This is a genomic window from Gymnodinialimonas sp. 57CJ19, from assembly GCF_038396845.1.
Classification (GTDB): domain Bacteria; phylum Pseudomonadota; class Alphaproteobacteria; order Rhodobacterales; family Rhodobacteraceae; genus Gymnodinialimonas.
Genome location: NZ_CP151587.1, coordinates 2,980,300 through 2,999,924 on the forward strand (window position 1 = coordinate 2,980,300; position 19,625 = coordinate 2,999,924).

The 19,625-nt window shown below is 61.4% G+C and carries 15 protein-coding genes; 7 read left to right on the plus strand and 8 right to left on the minus strand.

Annotation, left to right across the window (positions count from 1 at the left end):
• Window positions 1-40 precede the first annotated feature (40 nt).
• The 3 genes from AADW23_RS14575 to AADW23_RS14585 form a co-directional block, all read right to left on the minus strand.
• The gene (locus AADW23_RS14575; RefSeq protein ID WP_341861667.1) at window positions 41-1,537 is read right to left on the minus strand and encodes an NADH-ubiquinone oxidoreductase-F iron-sulfur binding region domain-containing protein; all 1,497 of its coding nucleotides are present in this window, start codon (window positions 1,535-1,537) and stop codon (window positions 41-43) included.
• Window positions 1,534-2,001, minus strand: a complete 468-nt coding sequence (locus AADW23_RS14580; protein ID WP_341861668.1) for a formate dehydrogenase subunit gamma — start codon at window positions 1,999-2,001, stop codon at window positions 1,534-1,536. Before AADW23_RS14580 ends, AADW23_RS14575 begins: the two co-directional genes overlap by 4 nt.
• 131 nt (window positions 2,002-2,132) lie before the next feature.
• Complete coding sequence (locus AADW23_RS14585; RefSeq protein ID WP_341861669.1) at window positions 2,133-3,032, minus strand: LysR family transcriptional regulator; 900 nt, start codon at window positions 3,030-3,032, stop codon at window positions 2,133-2,135.
• Window positions 3,033-3,312: 280 nt separating this feature from the next.
• Between AADW23_RS14585 and AADW23_RS14590 the strand changes: the two genes are divergently transcribed.
• The 4 genes from AADW23_RS14590 to AADW23_RS14605 all read left to right on the plus strand — a co-directional run bounded on the left by AADW23_RS14590 (window position 3,313) and on the right by AADW23_RS14605 (window position 10,068).
• Window positions 3,313-5,385 (plus strand): MMPL family transporter, encoded by a 2,073-nt coding sequence (locus AADW23_RS14590; RefSeq protein WP_341861670.1) that lies wholly within the window; start codon window positions 3,313-3,315, stop codon window positions 5,383-5,385.
• Window positions 5,385-5,849 carry a hypothetical protein gene (locus AADW23_RS14595; RefSeq protein WP_341861671.1) on the plus strand — a complete coding sequence of 155 codons (465 nt, stop codon included), beginning with the start codon at window positions 5,385-5,387 and terminating at the stop codon, window positions 5,847-5,849. The genes AADW23_RS14590 and AADW23_RS14595 overlap by 1 nt, the downstream gene beginning before the upstream one ends.
• Before the next feature lie 170 nt (window positions 5,850-6,019).
• Entirely contained in the window at window positions 6,020-9,283 is a 3,264-nt protein-coding gene (locus tag AADW23_RS14600) for a chemotaxis protein CheB (protein WP_341861672.1), read from the plus strand.
• A gap of 86 nt (window positions 9,284-9,369) precedes the next feature.
• A complete protein-coding gene (locus AADW23_RS14605) occupies window positions 9,370-10,068 on the plus strand; it encodes a hypothetical protein (RefSeq protein WP_341861673.1) in 699 nt (232 codons plus the stop codon).
• An 11-nt stretch (window positions 10,069-10,079) separates the two neighbouring features.
• Here the strand turns inward: AADW23_RS14605 and AADW23_RS14610 are convergent, their stop codons facing one another.
• The 4 genes from AADW23_RS14610 to AADW23_RS14625 all read right to left on the minus strand — a co-directional run bounded on the left by AADW23_RS14610 (window position 10,080) and on the right by AADW23_RS14625 (window position 15,587).
• Window positions 10,080-10,880, minus strand: coding sequence for a putative hydro-lyase (locus AADW23_RS14610; RefSeq protein WP_341861674.1), 801 nt, complete (start codon window positions 10,878-10,880; stop codon window positions 10,080-10,082).
• A gap of 86 nt (window positions 10,881-10,966) precedes the next feature.
• A complete protein-coding gene (locus tag AADW23_RS14615; RefSeq protein ID WP_341861675.1) occupies window positions 10,967-13,585 on the minus strand; it encodes an AAA family ATPase in 2,619 nt (872 codons plus the stop codon).
• A 1-nt stretch (window position 13,586) separates the two neighbouring features.
• Complete coding sequence (locus AADW23_RS14620; protein WP_341861676.1) at window positions 13,587-14,678, minus strand: metallophosphoesterase; 1,092 nt, start codon at window positions 14,676-14,678, stop codon at window positions 13,587-13,589.
• A gap of 9 nt (window positions 14,679-14,687) precedes the next feature.
• Complete coding sequence (locus AADW23_RS14625) at window positions 14,688-15,587, minus strand: sugar kinase (protein ID WP_341861677.1); 900 nt, start codon at window positions 15,585-15,587, stop codon at window positions 14,688-14,690.
• A gap of 350 nt (window positions 15,588-15,937) precedes the next feature.
• Between AADW23_RS14625 and AADW23_RS14630 the strand changes: the two genes are divergently transcribed.
• Genes AADW23_RS14630 through AADW23_RS14640 form a run of 3 tightly spaced genes read left to right on the plus strand, consistent with a single transcriptional unit; the run spans window position 15,938 to window position 18,252 of the window.
• Window positions 15,938-16,990, plus strand: a complete 1,053-nt coding sequence (locus tag AADW23_RS14630) for a YadA C-terminal domain-containing protein (RefSeq protein ID WP_341861678.1) — start codon at window positions 15,938-15,940, stop codon at window positions 16,988-16,990.
• A gap of 4 nt (window positions 16,991-16,994) precedes the next feature.
• Complete coding sequence (locus AADW23_RS14635) at window positions 16,995-17,774, plus strand: YadA-like family protein (RefSeq protein WP_341861679.1); 780 nt, start codon at window positions 16,995-16,997, stop codon at window positions 17,772-17,774.
• On the plus strand, window positions 17,764-18,252 hold the full coding sequence (locus tag AADW23_RS14640; protein ID WP_341861680.1) for an invasion associated locus B family protein: 489 nt from the start codon (window positions 17,764-17,766) through the stop codon (window positions 18,250-18,252). The genes AADW23_RS14635 and AADW23_RS14640 overlap by 11 nt, the downstream gene beginning before the upstream one ends.
• 105 nt (window positions 18,253-18,357) lie before the next feature.
• Here AADW23_RS14640 and AADW23_RS14645 read toward each other — a convergent pair whose 3' ends face one another.
• Entirely contained in the window at window positions 18,358-19,539 is a 1,182-nt protein-coding gene (locus AADW23_RS14645) for a phytanoyl-CoA dioxygenase family protein (RefSeq protein ID WP_341861681.1), read from the minus strand.
• Window positions 19,540-19,625: the final 86 nt, after the last annotated feature.

A 19,625-nucleotide genomic window follows, 5' to 3' on the forward strand; every position in this document is an offset into this window, starting at 1 on the left:
TGGCCCCCCGTTGCGCCTCGGTCAGCCACACAAACCACATTCATTCCGCCGCCTCCCTCACGCCCGCAAACTCTTCCGGAAACTGCTCCAACGCGCTCATCACCGGATAGGGCGTGAAGCCGCCCAAGGCGCAGAGCGAGCCGTCCTTCATGGTCTCGCACAGGTCCACCAACAAAGGCACCGCCGTGGCGTCGCCCTCAGCGATCCGGTCGAGCGTCTCCACCCCCCGGACCGAGCCGATGCGGCACGGCGTACACTTTCCGCAGCTCTCAATGGCGCAGAACTCCATCGCGAACCGTGCCATGCCGAGCATGTCGGCACTGTCGTCGAATACTACCACACCCGCGTGTCCGATCAAACCTCCGGCGCCATCGAAGGGCTCGTAGGCGAAGGGCGTGTCGAACTTCTCGGGCGCGAAATAGGCCCCCAGAGGCCCGCCGACCTGCACCGCCTTCACAGGCCGCCCAGAAGCGCTACCGCCGCCGATTTCGTTCACCAACTCACCAAGCGGCATTCCGAAGGCTGTCTCGAACAACCCGCCGTGCTTCACGTTGCCCGCGATCTGGATCGGCATCGTGCCCTTGGAGCGTCCAAGCCCGAAGCTGGCGTAATGATCGGCCCCCTTCTCGAAGATCACCGGCACCGTGGCCAAGGAGATCACGTTGTTGACCACGGTAGGCCGCCCCAGAAACCCCTCCAACGCGGGCAGAGGCGGCTTGGCGCGGACCACGCCGCGCTTGCCTTCCAGCGAATTCAGAAGCGAGGTTTCCTCGCCGCATACATAGGCGCCCGCGCCGACGCGGACCTCCATATCGAAGCTGTGCTCAAGGTTGATCACCCTACCTAAGATATTGTTTTCACGCGCTATTTCGATTGCACGTTGCATCACCTCAATCGCGTCGGGATACTCGGAGCGCAGGTAGACGTAGCCTTTCGTGGCCCCCACACCCAAGCCCGCGATCACCATGCCCTCGATCAGACTGAAGGGGTCGCCCTCCATGATCATCCGGTCGGCGAATGTGCCGCTGTCGCCCTCGTCGGCGTTGCACACGATGTATTTCTGCGGCCCCTCCGCCTGGCGAACGGTGTTCCACTTGATGCCGGTCGGGAAGCCCGCGCCGCCCCGGCCGCGCAGGCCCGAGTCCGTGACATGGGTGGTGATTTCCTCGGCGCTCATCTCCAGCGCCTTGCGCAAGCCCGCCAACCCGCCGTGGGCCTCGTATTCCGCCAAATCAAGCGGGTCGATCACGCCGCAGCGCTGAAACGTTAACCGGTTTTGTTTGGCATAGAACGGGATCTCTTCCACGGGGCCCAGGCTTTCTGCGCTGCCGTCCATGATCGCCGCCACATCCGCCACGCCCGCCGCGCCATACCCTACGCGCACGCCGTCGCGCTCGACTTCGACCAGAGGCTCCAGCCAGATCATCCCGCGCGAGCCGTTGCGCACAACCTCTGCGCCTGCCGCCACAAATGCCGCCGCCACATCGTCTGCGCCAAGGGCCTTGGCCGCCGCATCAAGGGGAACCCAAACCTTCATCGCGCGACCTCCGCCACCAGTGCCTCGGCCGTAACGCGGCCCTTGACCTTGCCGTCGATCATCGCCGCCGGAGCGCAGGCGCACAGGCCAAGGCAGTAGATCGGCTCTACCGTCAGGGCACCGTCTTTGCTGATCTCGCCCCAGCCAAGGCCGAGCATCTCCAGAACCTTCTCCGACAGGTCATTCGCCCCCATGGACTGGCAGGCCTCGGCCCGGCAAATCTTGAGCACCCGCGCACCGGCGGGTGTGCTGCGGAAGTCGTGATAAAAGGAAATCACCCCATGCAATTCCGCCTCGGTGATGTTGAGCGCATCGGCAATCGGCGCGCGTGCGTCATTGGGAACGCAACCGAAAGCGTCTTGAACATCATGCAAGATCGGCAGCAGCGGCCCCTCTAGGTGCATATTTTGTTGGATAATCGCGCTGATCTCGGTCGGATCGAGCGGGGCTGGCGTAGCTGACATGGCGTGCTCCGAAAATGTTGCCCGATGTATGGCCCCAGTTCATTCAGCATTCAATATCGTTATCCCGTCGGTCGATTGAGAATATCAATCAAACGCACCTGCCCGCCCGACCCAATACCTGTAGGTTTTCGTCAGGTCCCCAAACCCGCCTTCGCCAGCACCCGCGTTTCGGCAATCAGGGCATCGAGCACAGGGGTGTGCGGCTCGCGAAACGGGGCCACAAGGCCCACGGCGTGATCCATTCCGCCGCCTTCGATCTCGCGGATGGCCAACTCGGGTTTTCCGGCGCAAAGAAACCGCGCCATGTCGATGGGCAGCACTGTGATCCAGCCACCGGCCTGCACATGGGCCGCCAGCAATACCGTAGAGTTGCTTTCCACCTGAGCCTCGGGCGAGACACCGGCGGCCATGAAGTTTTCGTTGATGATCCGGCGGTTCTGCATGTTGGGGGTCAGAAGGCACAGACGCTCGCCCGCCAGGTCGGCCCATTCCACCCGGTCCTGCATGGCGATATCGCTGTCGCGATGGGCCACAAGGGTATATTTTTCCTGATAAAGCGTCTCCATGGTGACACGGCCCAAGGGCTCATTATCAAGGTAGGAAATCCCGGCATCGACCTCCAGGTTTTCAAGCATCGACAAGATCTCGACCGAGGTGCGGCTCAGGATTGTGAAGCGCACATTGGGATGGGCGGCGGTGAACTGTGCACTCAACCGCGCGGCCCAAGTCAGCGCCGTGGGGATCACGGCCAACCGCACGATCCCGCTGAGCCCGTGGCGGGAGGTGCGCATCTCTTGCCGGAAGGCGCGGGCATCGCTGACCAACTGCCGCGCCCAGACCAAGGCGCGCTGGCCCTCGGGGGTCAAGCCGCCGTAGCGAGAGCCGCGAAAGATCAGCTGCACCCCCAGCATTTCCTCTAGCTGTTTGATCCCGGTGGACAGGGTCGGTTGGGTCAAGCCAAGGCTTTCAGCCGCGCGGCCAAAGTGGGCTTCACGGGCGACGGCGATGAACATTTCGAGTTTATGGATCATACCCACAGTTTCGCAATCGAGCACCCCATGTTCAATCGAGAATTTCTATTGTACGGCGCTGCCCGCCCGCCCCGACGGTTCAAAGCCCCACCGCCATCCCATCGTCGGGGAACATTTGCCGCCGCGACATGGCGCAAGGAGGTTTGTCAAAACTGTCATAATAGGTCAAAGGTTTATACAACCCGCTGACCGCCTGCCTTGAACAACGGTTGAGCAACGAATTGCGGCTACGAATAAACGAGCGCCTCCCATGGTGCCGAGATCAATACAGGCGATGCTAATGACGGACACAACAGTTGCACGAGGGATCAGCGCCGGGCGTTGGTTGAAGGGGCTGCTGGCATTGGCAATCACGTTGCTGTCGGTTTGGGGCATTCGGTCCTTGCAGGTCGAATCCGATGTTATCAGTGCGCTATCGGGCAACAGCGATGGCTATCTGGCCTATGAGGCGTTCCAAAATCGGTTCCATCTTGGCGCCGCCGATGAGGCGATGCTTGTTCGCGCCCCCGACCTTGCCGACCCCGCCGCGTTTGAAGCGTTAGAGAACCTGATCCTTGATCTACAGTTCACCGATGGCGTGGCCGAGGTCGTCAGCCTGTTCTCCCTGCCCGCCGAAGGCACCAGCACGCCGTTGATCCTGGCCGATGATAGCGCCCCGTTGGAGGACCGTTTTGCCAGCTTCATCGGCTCTGGCCCCGCCGCCAGCGCCCTTGTCAGCAGCGCCCGCGACGCGGCGTTGCTGCATGTGATCTCGGTGCCTGACGCGCAACCGGGCGATATTGCCACCATGCTGCCCCAGTTGATTGCCGACGCGGCCCCCTTGGATGTGGCAGCCGTGGGCCAAGCGGAAGTGGAGCGCCAGATCTCGGCCAACCTGTTGCGCGACCAGACCCTTGTGACGCCCGTGGCGGTTCTGATCTGCATCATCGTGGGGGCGATTATCCTGCGCTCGGTCCGGGCGGTTCTGGTCTGCGCCGCCCCGGCGATTTGCGGCGTGTTGTGGTTCATGGGGTTTCTGGGGTGGGCAGGCCACGCGCTGGACCCGTGGCTTGCGACGTTGCCGATGTTGGTCATGGTTCTTGCGTTCGCGGATACTTTGCACCTCTTTTATGCGTCGAGAGAGGAAGGCGGCCTGGAGAAGGCCGTGCGCAACGTGATGCCCGCCGCCTTCATGACCTCTCTCACCTCGGCTTTGGCATTGGCGAGCTTTGGGTTCGCGGGAAGCGATGCCCTGTGGGGCTTGGCGGTGTGGGGGCCTGTGGCGGTGTTCAGCGGTTTCGCCTCGGTCTACCTTTTGTTTCCGCTCCTCAGCCGGCTGTTCATTCGCGGCGAGATCAACCACCCCGCCGGGTTTTCGATGGTCATGGCCCCGGCCCAAAGCGGCTTGCGCCACCCACGCCTGATGGCAGTTTTGGCCTTGGCCGTGGTGGTGGGCCTGATCCCCGGCGTGAACAGCACCGATACAGATTTCTCCTTGTCGGAGCATATTCGCGACGACAGCCCCCTGGGCCACGACCTGATCTTCATGGAGGATGAGGGGCTTGGATCGGCAAGCCTGTTTGTGGTGGTAGAGGACACCGATGGTGAACCGGGTTTGTCGGCGGACGATGCCCCCCGGATCGCGGCGGCCGCGGCCCTTGCCCTGAGCGGGCCGGACGTTGCCGTCGGAGACGAGGCCCCCTTGGTGCCCGAGCGTTTCCGCGCCAGCGATGACCTGGCCGTCGCCTTGCCGGTTCTGGTCCCTCTCGGCAATGGGCCTGAGCGCTTCGGCGCCGAACTGGACCGCTTGCGTAGCGGGATTGAAGACGCCGGACTATCCGATACGGCACGGCTGGCCGGGCAATCGCTTCTGGCCCATGAAGTGGTGCCCGAAACCGTCGATGCGATGCGGTCCTCGTTCTATATCGCCTTGGCGGCGATCACGCTGGTCGTGGCCCTGTCGCAGCGCACAATCATTCTGGCGGTGCTGGCCACCGCCGTCAGCGCCTTGCCCATGATGGCGATTGAGGGCGTATTGTACCTATCGGGGCGTGGCATGACGATGACGGCGGCGATTGCCCTGACCGTCGCGTTCGGCATCGCCGTGGATAACACCATTCACTACCTCAACCGTTGGAAACGCTCCAAGGGCCCCCGCGGGACCCGTTTGGGGGAGGCATTGGGCCACGCTGGCCCGCCGATGGTGGCCTCGACCCTGATCATGACCCTGGGTTTCGGCGCAACTTTGCTGAGTGCGACCGCTTCGATGCCGCAGTTTGGCGTTTTCGTCATATCGGCGCTATGGATGGCCTTGGTCGCAGCGCTTTGGTTCCTACCGGCGCTGATCCGCTTGGTCAGACGAAAGGAGACGTGATGCGTCCAACTCTTGCCCTACTCGTAGCTATGGCTACCGCCCTTCCCGCCGCGCCGGCTCTTGCCGACATTCCGGCCTGGCTTTCCGGTGAATGGCGCACCAACGCCCGCCTGACGGCGCCCGACGGCGCGCGTTTGCGTATCCGCTGCACCCTTGATGCGGCCTCGGCCACGCAGAGCGATTGGGGCGGCACCCTTGGGTGCGCCACGGTGCAAGGCCGGTTCCAAGGGCAATGGCAGGTTGCCGTCAGCGGCACCAATGCCAGTGGCAACGTCGTCTTTTCCGGCACCGATGATGCGCAGATGGATGTGACGGGCTCTTTGACCGACACGCGCGTTGACCTGTCCTCGGCCGATGGCCAAGGGGTCGCCTTCGCCCCCGGTGCCGAGGGTGCATTGATCGTGGAGATGACCGCGATGGGCCCGCAGAGGCTGACCGGGACGTTAACCTTTGAGTCGCGTTAACCTTTGAAGCATTGCCCTACTTGGGCAGTGCAATTGCGCCACAGTCTTAAGCCGCCCGAGTGCAAAAGCACCTGACAACTAATCCTTAGCCCCTGCGGCCGCTTGCGGCTGTTGCTGATGCCGAAGGCATTGTGAATATTCTCCTCCACGACGATTGGGGGAGACAGGGTGTGACCGACAAAAACGAGCCAAAAAGTGCGCCTGAGACATCGCTGGAGGAGCCGCCGTTTTTCGTCGGTATCGGATCATCGGCGGGCGGGCTTGAGGCTGTCTCGACCCTAGCGCAGAACCTGTCGCCGGACGTGAACGCCGTCTACATTCTGGCGCAGCATATGTCGCCGACCCACAAGAGCTTGCTGACGACGCTGATCTCTCGGGAGACGCCCCTGCCCGTGGTAGAGCTGACCGACGGCGCCACCCCCACGGCACGCACGATCTTTATCACGCCCCCCAACACCGATGTGATCCTTGAAGACGGCAAGTTGCGCCTTGTGGACCCGGCGGGGCATCCGGCCTCTCCGAAACCGTCGGCGGATCGGTTGTTCAAGTCTTTGGCCAAGGATGCAGGCGAGCATTGCGTTGGTGTGGTGCTTTCTGGCACCGGCAGCGATGGCAGCTACGGCGTGCAAGCCATCCGCGAGGCCGGCGGCATAACAATCGCCCAGGACCTGGCCACCGCCAAATACGACGGCATGCCCCAAGCCGCGACGGAGACCGGCTGCATCGACCTGACCCTGTCACCGCAACAGATTGGCGTTCACCTATCCAAGATCCTCGCCAGTCCCCGCGACTTTGACCAACTGCGCCGTCTGAACGACCGCCCCAGCAAGATGTCGGACCTGTTCCACATCCTTCTGGCCCGCACCAACGTCGATTTCCGCGACTACAAGGAGAATACCGTCGCGCGCCGCATCAACCGCCGCATGGCCGCGCTGGATATCGACGATTACGACAACTATGTCGCCTATTGCCGAACCTCCGGCGAAGAGGTGGAGGCGCTCTACCGCGACCTGCTGATTTCCGTGACGCGCTTCTTCCGCGATAGCTGCCAGTTCGACCAGCTGCGCGAGCAATTCGAACGGATGGTGAAGAACAAGGACCTGGGCCAAATCAGGCTTTGGGTGGCGGGCTGTGCCACCGGCGAAGAAGCCTATTCGATCGCCATTATTCTGGCTGAAGCCTTGGGCGGCTTGAAGCACCTCAAACGGTCGCGCGTGCAGATATTTGCCACCGATATCGACGACCGCGCGATCGAAGTGGCGCGCAGCGGCAGCTACCCGATCACCGCCGCCGCCGACATCCCCCGAGACCTGCTGGACAAGTACTTTACGGTGTCCGATGGGCGGATCGAGGTGGTGCCGGAACTTCGCACGGTCACGTTGTTTTCGATGCACAACATCTTCCACGATCCCCCTTTTCTGAACGTGGATTTGGTCTCGATCCGCAATGTGATGATCTACTTCAATGCCGCCCTGCAAAGCCGCGTCTTGCACCGTATCCACTATGCTTTGAACTCGGCGGGCATGTTGTTTCTGGGCACGTCGGAAACCGTTGGCAACATGGAAACCCTGTTCGAGACCAAATCCGGAGCCGACAAGGTTTTTGCGAAGCGTCGCATCACGTCGGCTAACCCGCCGCGGTTTGAAACCGGCACAAGCACCTATGGCCGCAAAGCGCCGCCGCAGATCGCCAATCGTGCCGACCGCAGCCTGCACCGCGCCCCTTTGGAAACGGGCATGTTCAACACGCTGGCCCGTGCCGTGGCCCCCAATGGTTTCGTCATAACCCAAAACGGCGAGATGGTCCGGGTTTTCGGGGATATCTCGCATCTGACACGACTGTCCGAAAACGCCCCCCTTTGGATCGGCATTCGTAACCTGCGCAAACCCTTGGCCGATGAAATTCAGGGACTGATCGCCACGGCGTCCAAAACCCAGACACGGCGCGACGGGCGTTGGCACGATATCGAGGGGCCCGGTTTCAATCAGGCGCGCTCTGTCTGCTACCCACTGCCCGCCAACTCCGACAGTGAGTCGGGAGAGGATCACTTGCTGGTGGCCCTGGAAACCCGCTTGAAAGATCAAATTCCACAACCTACTGAGGAATTTGGCGAAAACGACCAACAAGCGTACATCCACCAGATGGAAGTGGAGGTCGCGCAGACCCGCGAAGCGTTGCAGCAAACCGTGGAGCAGCTGCAGACCACCAACGAGGAACTGCAATCCATCAACGAGGAAATGCAATCCACGAATGAGGAACTCCAAGCCACCAATGAGGAGCTTGAAACCTCGAACGAGGAACTGCAATCGACCAACGAAGAACTCATCACCGTCAACGAGGAGCTTCAGGTAAACTCATCGGAGTTGCAGCGCGTCTCCACAGAACTGGCCGCCACCCTGGAGGTCGTCCCCTTCCCCGTTCTGGTGATCGACCAAGCCCTGATCGTGCGCCGGGCCTCCCATGACGCGTTGGTACATTTCAACATCGGCGAATTGCCCGCCACCGGCGTTCACCTGTCCCAATGCTCCCTCCCCGTTGAGATGACGTCGTTGGCGTCCATCTGCAATGACGTCTTCAAATTCCGCGAAGAACGCCATGTGGTGTTTTACGACGGCAGCACCGCCAGACAACTCCACGTCGCCCCATTTCGCAACCAAGCTGGCGATGTGACGGGGGTGGTGGCGTCCGTGGTGGAAGATATGTCGACCGGGACGGCGGTGGATCTGATTCAGCGCCTTGGCAACATCGGACATTGGCAGGTGGACCTGAAAACCAAACGCCTGTTCTGGTCCGAGGAGGTGCGCAAGATCCACGGCATAGGCGCTGACGACCCGTTGCCACTGCTGGAAAACGGCATCGACTTCTATCACCCCGACGATCGGGCAACCGTGGCCAAAGCCGTTAACAATTGCATCGAAACCGGTGCGCCATTCCACTTCACCCTCCGCCTGATCAACGTGCAGGGCAAGACTGTCATCGTCGACGCCGTAGGCCAACGGATCGAGGACGAAGACGGCACCCCGTCGCGCCTTATCGGGATCTTCCGAGACGTAAGCGAGGAGACCCGGAAAACAGCCCTGATCCAGCAAATGGAACGCATGCACGACAGCCAGGACCTGTCCTTCTACTCCTTTGATGTTGCTGACGAAAAATCCCACTGGAGTCCAAATATCTATGCGCTGTTAGGCTATACCAACCCCGCCGATGCGCCGGTGTTTCACAGCCTCTCGGACTTGGTGCACCACGGGGACCGCGCCAAGGTTCAAGCGCTCTGGGATGCAGCCCATGTGACGGGGGAAGACTTCCGCTGCCCGGCCCGTATTGTTTGCCGGGATGGGCGGTTGCTGACCTGCACCGCGCAGGGCGCGACGGTTACCGACGCCAACGGCCACGTGACCCATATCTTCGGCCACATCCACCCCGAAGATCCGTAGGAACCTCGCCCAAACGGGCGCGCGTTAAGGTTATCTTAAGGAATGAACGCTAAAAATTTCTTCAAATACGGAATACGGAGGTTCCCATGGCTCCGGCAACCAAATTTGCGGAAGGGCTATCCATAACGCTATCCCACGCGGCTCCTTCCGAGCCGTGGATTGCTGTGGCTGTGGTCGTCACCAAGCAGGATCTTCGTCACCGCATCTCCTTTGTGGAGGAACGGCCGATTTCCGAGGTGTTCTGCCACGAACTGGTGGAGGCGCTTACCCCGATCCTGAGCAACTTCTCTGAAACCAACGGCGTCTATTCGAACCCGGATTTTGACCTCACCCTGCCCGGTCTGTCCGTTCAGCAACTGCGGGTCATTTTCTCGAAACACAGCGACAAGCCCTCTCGGGCGCTGGTGCGTTTCGCGGCCTTTGCCGGCAATCCCCACCGCACCTTGTTGAACGATGATACCTTTGCCTACCCGATGGATACGCTGACCTCCAAGGTCTACCGCGACGCGCTGGATTGGGTCTTGATGCCCGCCCTCAACATCGTAACCGTCGATGAGGCGGGCGGATTTGCCGAGGACAATGTCCACGAGCTGGAAGACGCAATGACCCACCTGCGCGAATCCAAGGATCGGCTGCTGTTCCAGGTCGAACTGGTGAAGCGCGAACTCGGCCGGTTGGAGGCGCATACCTACGCGCAACAAAACCGAATGCAGCCCACACTTCTGGCCGCAGAGCCCGAGCAGGAGGAGTTTCAAACCATGCGCGTGATCCGCAACATGGATTGACGCAGGCTTGCCTAAGCTCTGAATATCGGCGTTTCCGCATCCTCGGCCACATCGGCAATCAGCATGTGACCGGGCGCATGGGTGATGCACAGGGGCAATTTCGCCGTCAGCAGCACATTTTGCGGCGTGACCCCGCAGGCCCAATAGACAGGCACTTCACCGGGCCTGACCTGAACCGCATCGCCGTAGTCGGGGGCCGAAAGGTCGCGAATGCCAAGTGCCGCCGGATCGCCCCTGCCAATCGGTGCGCCGTGGGCTTGGGGAAAACCTGCACTGATTTCAAAGGCTTTTTCCACCAGATTTTCCGGGATCGGGCGCATCGTCACAACCATATTGCCCCGGAACGGCCCCGCCGGAACCAGCGGTATGTTGGTGCGAAACATCGGCACATTCACCCCGTCCTCGATATGGCGCACGGGGATACCGGCCCGCAAAAACGCGTTCTCGAAGGTGAAGGAACATCCGAGCGCGACGGTCACCAAATCATCGCGCCACAGGGTCTTAATGTCGTTAACCTCCTCGCTCAGCGCCCCGTCGCGGAACACCCGGTAGCGGGGCACGTCGGTGCGAATGTCGATATCATGGCCGAGGGTTGGCAACATCGGATCGCCTGTCTCGCTTACCCCGACCACGGGGCAAGGCTTTGGGTTGCGCTGGCAAAACCGCAGAAAGTCGAGCGCGTGCGCCGCCGGTAAAATCGCCAGATTGCACTGCAATTTCCCCGGCGCCATGCCCGAGGTATGGCCGCCAAACGATCCGTCCCGGATTGCCGCCCTGATCTGCGTCGCGTCGCTGTAATCCTTTACCGACATCGTGGGCCCTTTCCTTGGGTTTTCAAACTTTCTCATGGTCCTTGCATGGTTGGCAATTCACGAAAGGATACCGTGCCGCCCAAGCTCTAGACCGCGCTGATTGCCACCTCGGGGCGGGTGCCGCCCAACTCCATGAAAGCCATGGTTCTGCACGTGAAAACAAGGATTTGCTGATCCTGCGCCACACGGGTTAACGCCGTAAACATCTTCACGATCCGTGCGTCGTCCGAGTAGACCAACGCGTCATCCAGCACGATCGGCATGTGCCGCCCCTGCCCTTGGAACAGCCGCGCGAAGGCCAGCCGCGTCAGGATCGCGATCTGCTCCTGCGTGCCGCCGGAAAGATTGTCCAGGCGTTCCTCGGTTTCGGCACGGGTCAGTCCGGCAGGCAACAAGTTGTCGGTGTCAAACTGCAAGCCCGCCTCGTCATAGACGATCGACAGAAGCGGCGCCAATTCTGCCTGGACCGGGCCGAAGTAGGTATCTCGCGCGGCGGTTCTTTCCGCTTCCAGCGCCTCTTTCAGGCGGGTCAATGCGGCCACCTTACCGGCAATACGCGCCTCTTGGTCCCGCGCGGCTTCTAGCTGTCCTGCCAGGGTATCGCGGGTTTCCTCAATCCCGGATTCCGACAGGGCGTGAATTTCTGCCGATAGCGAGGCCACGCGCACCTGCAATTTCTGCACCTGATCGCGGGCCGCCTGAACCGCGTTCTGCGCCCGGGTGAATTCCGCCTGCGCGGTGGCTAAATCCGGTGCCCCGGCCCGCAGCGTCTTCAGGGCTTCGGCTTTACTTTCAAGGGCTTGAACCCTTTGCGCGTCCACCCGGATCAATTCGGCCCGCTGGAGGTCGCGCGCCTCGCCGTCACCGGCCGCCGCAAGGGCCGCCTCCAGGGCGGTTTGCGCGTTCTGGTGATCGGCCTGAGCGCGAATGGCGCCCTCTCTCGCGGTGGCAAAATTCGCCTCGGCCCGCGTCATGGCAACCTGCGCGGCGTCGTCGTCGGTTTGGGCCTGTGCCAAGGCCTGATCCAAGGTGTCCTGATCGGTTAACGGCGCATCATCGGCGTCTTTCGCGGCGAGTTCTGCGGCGGAAATCTCGGCCCGAAGGGGGTCTGTCCCGTTGGGGGCCAGGGTGCGCAGAATCGTGTCCGCTGTTGCTGCTTCCTGCACCCATTTCGCATGTTCCGCCGCGCGTTCGCGGGCTTGGCGAATGGATGAAACCGCCGCGTCCGCGAGCATCTGATCAAGCCGCGCTTGCAAGTGTTTTAAGGTTAACACCGCTTCCTGTCCGCTTTCGGGCACCTGCACATGCATCGCCCCAATCCCCGGAAGGTCGATCTGCGTGGAGCGGGTCAGCGCGACCCTCTCATCGCCCGGCAAGGGGGCCCCGTCGCGGGACGCCCGCGCGTCACTGGAGTAGTCAAAATGCACCGTCACGGCCTGCGCCGACACGGCGGCCGCTTGCGTGGCGGCGGCGGCGTGGGCGGCTTCCAGCTGCGTTAACCAGTTTTCCGTGGCCATTGAGGCGGCCACTTTCGCCCGCGCTGCGTCACGGGATTTTTGCGCCTTTTCAATCTGTTGCATCTGCTCCGACAGGGCTTTGGCGCGGATCTTGGCGGCCCGGGCTTGGACCTGTTTGCGGGCGGCTTCCTGCATGGCGCGGGCATGGGTGACGGCGGTGGCGGTCGTCGTCTTGGCTTCTTGCGCCGCCCGAACCGCGGCCTCCTGCCGTTGGGCGTTTTCTTGTGCGTTGGCGCGGGCGTCGGCCGCGTCTGCCGCGGTTTTTTCCGCTCGGGCCACGCGGTCAATCGCGCCGAGGAAATCATCCAGAGCCTTGCGCGCGGCGTCCGCTTCGATCTGGGCCAGTCGGTGATCTTGCGCGGCGCGTTCCACTTGCCCCGCGTGCGCCTTTGCCTTGGCCAGAGCAGTTTCCGCCTTGGCCAAACTTGCTACCCGGTGAGCGCGGGCTTCGGGCCGATCCAATTGCGCCAACGTCTCTTCCGCCTGTTTGCGGTCGCTCAGCGCCTGGGACAGCTTGTCGATCTGCGCGTCGAGCGTGGTTAACTCGCCTTCCATCTCGGTGATTTCCGATTGCAGCGCCCGCCAGGGACCCGTGGGCCGGCCTGTGCCGGTTACCAAAGGTTTCAACTCCTCCGCTACGCGCTTCATCACCCGGTCCATGCGGCGACCACCGGTCATGGCGTCGATCTCTCCACTCACAGAAGACAGCAAATCGCGGCGCGTTTCCAACTGCTTAGCGGTTTCGTCCTTGGTGTCCGCGTCCAATCCAATGGCCCCTTGGCGCACCCACAGCAACCCCGCCGGGCCGTTCTTGTCTGATCCCAATGCTGTCGCGATCCAGCGTTCGGCCTCATCATCCTGGGCGATCAGGGCGCCGCTTGGCAGGCGCAGAATGCGGGCGGATTTGCGTTGCAGGAACGACTTCTCGACCCGGAAAATGCCTTCATCTGTTTCGATCTCGGCGGCGATTTCTACCGCCCCTTTGGCGTAGGGTTGCAGGCTTTTGACCGGCTTCGCGGCAGAGCTGTACTTCTCGAAAAACAGGGCGTGAAGGGCGTCGAAGAAGGTCGATTTGCCGAATTCATTGGCCTCGGACACCACGGTGATCCCGTCGCCGATCCCGGTGATTTCGGCGCGTTTACCGGCAAATTTACGTACGTTGCTGAGGGTGAGAGAACGCAGGCGCATGTCAGGCCTCCAGCGCGTAGGAAAACAGATACGACAGGGCGGCACGCGCGGTGGCGCGGTCTTGCGGGGACAGGGCGTCGTCTTCCGCCTCTGCCACCAAAGTATCGGCGGCAGCCCGCAACGCCCCTTGACGGTCGATCTGATCCAAATCCGAAGTGTCGTGGATCATCCCCAAGGCATCGAGGTGCGCTTCCATCCACAGGAAGTCCGGCGTGGCATGGGCGATGTCCGCTTCCATCCGCTGGCGCAGGGCCGGCCGAGCCCGCCCGGTAAGGGTTAACGACATTAACGTATGGGCGCGTCCCTCTTCCGGCAAGGTCAGGGCCGTTTCCTCTCCGGTCAGTTCAACCTCGGTCTTGTGCCAATGCAGCCGCGCTGTTGGTTGCGGCGTGACCCGAGTGCTTTGCCCGTCCACCTCTACCAATAGCGCGGAAGGCGTGGTGTCGTGCTTGAAGCTATCGGCCTCGGGCGCACCGGAATACCATGTCTTCTCAGACACTTGCAACTGACCATGCCAATCCCCAAGCCCCAGATAGGCCAGCCCCGCATCCCGCGCACGGTCCGCCGACAAGACAGAAGCGCCGCCGTCCTCGGACGAAAAACCCCGGATGGAGCCATGGGCCAGCCCGATGCGCAGGGCGTCACCGGTTTCGGCGCTATCGAACCATTCGGTCAGATCGCGGCCCGGGTGCCGCTCGGACGGGGGGGCGGGAAGCAGGGTCACGGTTTCCGACAGGGCGACAGGTTCGGGGCGCAGCAACGCTGTGACATTTGGCGGCGCATCGGCGGTGAAGGTGCGCCAAAGCTCGGTCGCGTTGGCGTGGTCGTGGTTGCCGGGTAAAACCATCCACGAGATATCGCGGGCCGCCCCCATGGCGTTCAACGCATCGCGGATGGCTTTGGGCGTCGGGGTCATCTTGTCGAAGGTGTCACCGGCCAGAAGCACGTGTGTCGCGCCGGACGCACGGGCGCTTTCGGCCAAGGTTGTCAGCGCCTCTAGCCGCGCCTGGCGCAGGCGCACGCGCACGTCTTCGGGGAAGGTTCCGAAGGATTTATCGAGGTGCAGGTCAGAGGAGTGGATGAACCGAAACATCAAGCAGCCCTAGCCCACGCCGCCCACCAACGCGCCGCGCGATTGGATGACCTTGGCCGAGACCCTGCATGCCGCCGCCACCGCATCCGCGGGCGTGTTGCCTGCAATCAGGCTGGCCAGAAAGCCCGCGTTGAATCCGTCCCCTGCGGCCGTGGTATCCACCAATTGCGCCACCGGATCGGGGCTATGGGCGCCGACCTCTCCGCCGCAGGAATACTGGACCGCTCCACCGCCGTTCTTGACCACAACGCTGGTCGCGCCCGCCGAAAGGTAGCGGGCCACGGTGGCTTTGGGGTCCGCGTCGCCGAATTGCGCGGCCTCTTCATCGAAGGACGGCAGGATGATTTCAGAGCTGAGCGCCGCTTCCATGATCGCGGCCCGCATGTCTTCGGGATCATCCCAAAGGTGGGGGCGAATGTTGGGATCAAAGACCACCAGCGCCCCGTCCGCCTGCGCTTCCGAGATCGCGTCAAACAGGACTTCGCGTTCCTCTTCCGTCAGGATTGCCAAGGTGATGCCGCTGAAAAACACGATATCGGCCCCTTGCAGCGCCTTGATCAAAACGGCTTCGTCCTGGGCCAAGGTCCGCGCCGCAGAGGTATCGCGCCAATAGTGGAAGGAACGTTCGCCGTCGGTCAGCTCGATCTGATAAAGTCCCATGCCAAGCTTGGGATGGCGCGCGATATGCTGCGTGCCCACCCCCGCTTTCGCCGCGAAATCCACGAATTCATCCGAGATGCTATCGCTGCCAACAGAGGTCAGAAAATCCACCTGCCACCCCGGCGCCAGCTGCGCCAGATACCAAGCGGTATTGAAGGTGTCGCCAGCAAAGGAGCGTTCAAAGGTCGCGTCCACCTCGCCGGGGGCCATCTCCACCATACATTCGCCAATGGACACAACGCGCGTCATAAGATCGCCTGGTGCAAGGTGCGGCAAAGGGAAAGGGGATGGCCCATGGTCGTCTCCGGCTTGTGGTGCATATGGGGCAGATTGCGCAAAAGCCACGGGAATGACCAGTGGCGATCTGGCTTAGGGGGTGATTGCCGGGATGGCACCTGCCGATTGCCCGTCAAAGAGGCGACCAGCCGTCGCTGCGCCGCGTCAGACGCAAGCCGCTGGCGCACTTCTGCCACACCTTTTCAAAACTCAACATCAGATCAAAAGAATCCTGCCTTCGCGGGGCAAATCTGTTGTTTATCAACCTAAGGGAATTTCAACGCCACGCTTAAAGCTCGTGCATGAATGCACATGGGAGCACCATGAACACCATAAAAACAAAGGTCGCGGCGCATGCAATTGCTGTTATTGCGACTGTCTGCTCCGCCGGATCAGCTGCGGCTGATACCGTTATCGCCGATGATCTGATCGTTATTGGCGGCGCGTGCATCGGTCTTGATTGCAATGATGGGCAGGTATTTGGCCCTCACGAACTCATTCTGGCAGAAAACAACCTACGGATCGCCTTTGGCGCGGCGGGGCAGTTTCGATTGGCCGCCAATGAATCCCGCAATAATGGCGCACAGGAGTTTCGCATTGATGCGTTCCGACCTTTGACATCGGTGGCGGACGCGCCAGCGCGAGTTGCTGGTGGTATCTCTCTCGAAGCGCCAGCCAGTGCAGAGCAGCCAGACGGCTCTATCCATGTTTCTTTGGACACCGCGCCCGGCTCCTTTTCACTCATCTCGTCTCCGGCAACGGACGGCACGTTGACGTATACGCCCGGACAAACTGCGGTTCTGCCGGCCGGCTCGTGGACAAGAATTGGCAGCTCAGACTTTATTAGTGTCGCCGCAAGTTCCCCGGTAACATCGACGGCCCCTTCTGGTGGTTTTAGTGCTCAGATTACCGATGGTTTCGTCAGCCTGGTTTCGTTTAATGACGCGGGCAATATGGTGACTCTTGGGATTGACTCGGAACAAGTCGCAGGGGCCGTTTCAGTTGGCAACGCCACCTCGCTGCGACGGGTAACAGGTGTCGCCGACGCGGTTGCGGCGGACGATGCGATCAACATGGGCCAGCTAAACAGTTACGTGCTAAACCCGGTGCCCGACCTGACCGGCCGCATCCAATCAGAGACCGAGCGTCTTAATGGCGTTTCCGCCACTACAGCCGCGATGAGTGCCCTGCAGCCTAACCCACGGGCAGAAGCGCCCCTTTCGCTGTCTTTGGGCCTTGGCACCTATGAGGGCGAAACTGCCGCCGCCATGGGGGTTCTTTGGCAGATGTCCAACACCTCGCATTTCCAGTTTTCCGTTGCAGGCTCTGATGCCTCTGCGCCGCAAACTGCCTTTTCAATCAGAATAGTTTGGTAAAACCATGACAAAGCTTTCACACACTCTCGCCCTGACAGTCTCGCTTTTCCCACTGGCAGGCTCGATCGCCCAAGCCGACCAAGTTATCCTGGACGACCTGATCGTTAACGGCAGCACATGTGTCGGCGCAAATTGCGTTGAGGACATGGACTTTGGTTTCAACACCCTTGTGCTGGACGGCGCCGATCCCTCGATCCTGTTTTCCGACACAAGCAGTTCGGCCAGTTTTCCGACAACCGATTGGGACGTGGGCGTTAACAACACGACCAACACATTCGCCATCGGCAATGCAAACTCGGGAACGGATGTCTTTGCCGTCAGCGCTGCCGGCGATGCTGTCGCCATCGGCGCGGGGGCCACGCTGGCCGCAGGAACAGTGAATGTGGGCGGCTTGCGGATCGCGAATGTGGCCGATGGGGTCGCCGCGACCGATGCGGTCACCTTGGGTCAGTTGAACGCCGCAATCTCGGGCCTGCCCGCGGACTTCGGCGCGTTTCAGGCCGCCAACGCGGCCAATACCGCCCGCTTGAATGTGCTTTCGTCCGAAATTAACGCCGTCGGCGCCATCGGATCGGCCATGTCGGCGCTACAACTCAACCCGCGCGGCACGGGCGACAATTTCGTGTCGATTGGCATTGGTTCGTACGAGGGCGCTACCGCGCTTGCCGTGGGTAGCTTTCACTTCCTCGCCGATAACCGGATTTTCATGAATACGGGCATTTCCGCCGCGACTAACGGTACCGGCGGCACCGCAGCGCGGCTTGGGCTGACCTTTGGCAATTAAGCGGCGCGGCCCTCTTGCGGCGCTAATCGGCCTGGGCTTGCTCCTTGCCGCACCTGCGCCCGCCCAAGAGGCTGAGAACGTTGTCGTATTCGGGGATTGGGAACGGGTGTGCACCGACGAGGGTCGGTGTACCTTTTCGCAAGCCAATGCAGATCCCGCCACCGGTGACATCCGCATGCGCACCGAGATTTCGGTGCTTTCCGACACGCAGACCTTGATGTCGGTCATCGTGCCCGACAGCGTTCTGCTGACCGAAGGCCCTTGGCTCACCGTGGATGGCCTTTATGTGGGCGAGCTGAATTACGTGCGCTGCCCCGGTGGTTGCCTGGCGCGCGTGGTCTTCACCCCGCAACAGTTACAACTGGTCGCCAGTGGCACGCGAGCCGTCATCACGGTGACGGCGGGCGGACAACGGGTTGGGCTTGTAATCTCGATGGATGGTCTTCAAGCCGGTTTGGCCGCTTTCACTGACTTCTGAGCCCCCTGCCCGCCCCGCGAGATCAATCTTGCGACCTCGCCGGAGCATGTGCCGCCCGGTGTCTCAAGGGGCAGAACACACGCCGCCTGAGTGGCGGTGGCCATGTCATGGAAGTCGCTTAATGCGCATGACATCGAGAGCCGCCTCAAATTCCCGAAGCGAGAGACCCTCAGCCAGCGCGCGCACAAACAGCATTTGCTGGGTCTCCGGTGCAAGCCCGCCTTTCGGCGGATCGCGGTCCAGGTTGGTCGGAAATGAATATCCTTCTGCGCACGCAGCGATGGCAGCCTTCAGATCAGACGCAGCGACTGCGCTTTCCTGATGCGCGGTAAGCGCGTGGGGGTACAACAATCTGCACATCTTGTCGCGATCTACTGTTTCCATGGCACGCCCGAATGCTGACGACACCTGCAACAAGTTTGCCATGCGGTGGATATCGGTGCTCGTGTTTGCGCCCGCCGCGTGAAAAAGAGCGGGATTGAAAAAGAGGGCATCCCCTTTTGCAAGCGGCAGTTGAATGCATCGCTTTTCGAACACCTCTCTGAAGTCGTCTCTGCGCCACGCGGCATATCCAGCGCGGTAGAGTTGCGAGAACGGCAGCAGCTTTGTCGGGCCGCTTTCAACGGGCATGTCACAATGGGCAACGGCACCTTGCAGCGTCAAAGCAGGGGAAAGGTCATGAACATGGGCGGGGTATTCTGCACTAACCTCAGCTGTTTGAAATCCAAGGTGATAGTCTCTGTGGGCTTGCTGTGCCGTGCCGCCGGGGTGAACCAGATTGATCTGCGCCGTCATCTGATAGTTTGGACCAAGCCATGCCTCGCACGCTGCAGCGACGGATGTATTGGCGAAATAGCGCAAGAATACTTCCGGCGCTTCTTCGCATAGCTTCTGCAATGAGTTCCAGATCCTGTCATTTGAACCGGCTGCCGCGAAATGGTCGCCGCCGCCGCCGCTTGCCCGTTTTTCTGCTGCGATGATCTTGTCAAAGATCGCGGTGGCTTCGTCGATTGCGGCTGTATCCGCATAGGCGTTGCGTAAAACCAGAGCCCCGGCGCCAGACCGCAGAGACCGCGCCCATTCAGCCATGATTGAACGGCGCTTTGTTCTGTCTTCCAGGGAGGGCCGCAATTGGGACATGTCATAAATGGGGACATTGTGTTGGATCACGTGGGCGTGGGGAACGGTTGAAGGGTCCGCCGATTGCTCGATGATTGCAGTGAAAGCGTGCAAATCACATGCTGCGCTATCAAAATATCCTGCGTCTGTGTCGATAAGATCGTTCATTGAATGGCTCCCAGTGTTCGGCGCTTCATTGTGTCGTAACTTTCCCTGATTGGCTTCGCAAAAAACTCACTGACCCATCGGTTCCA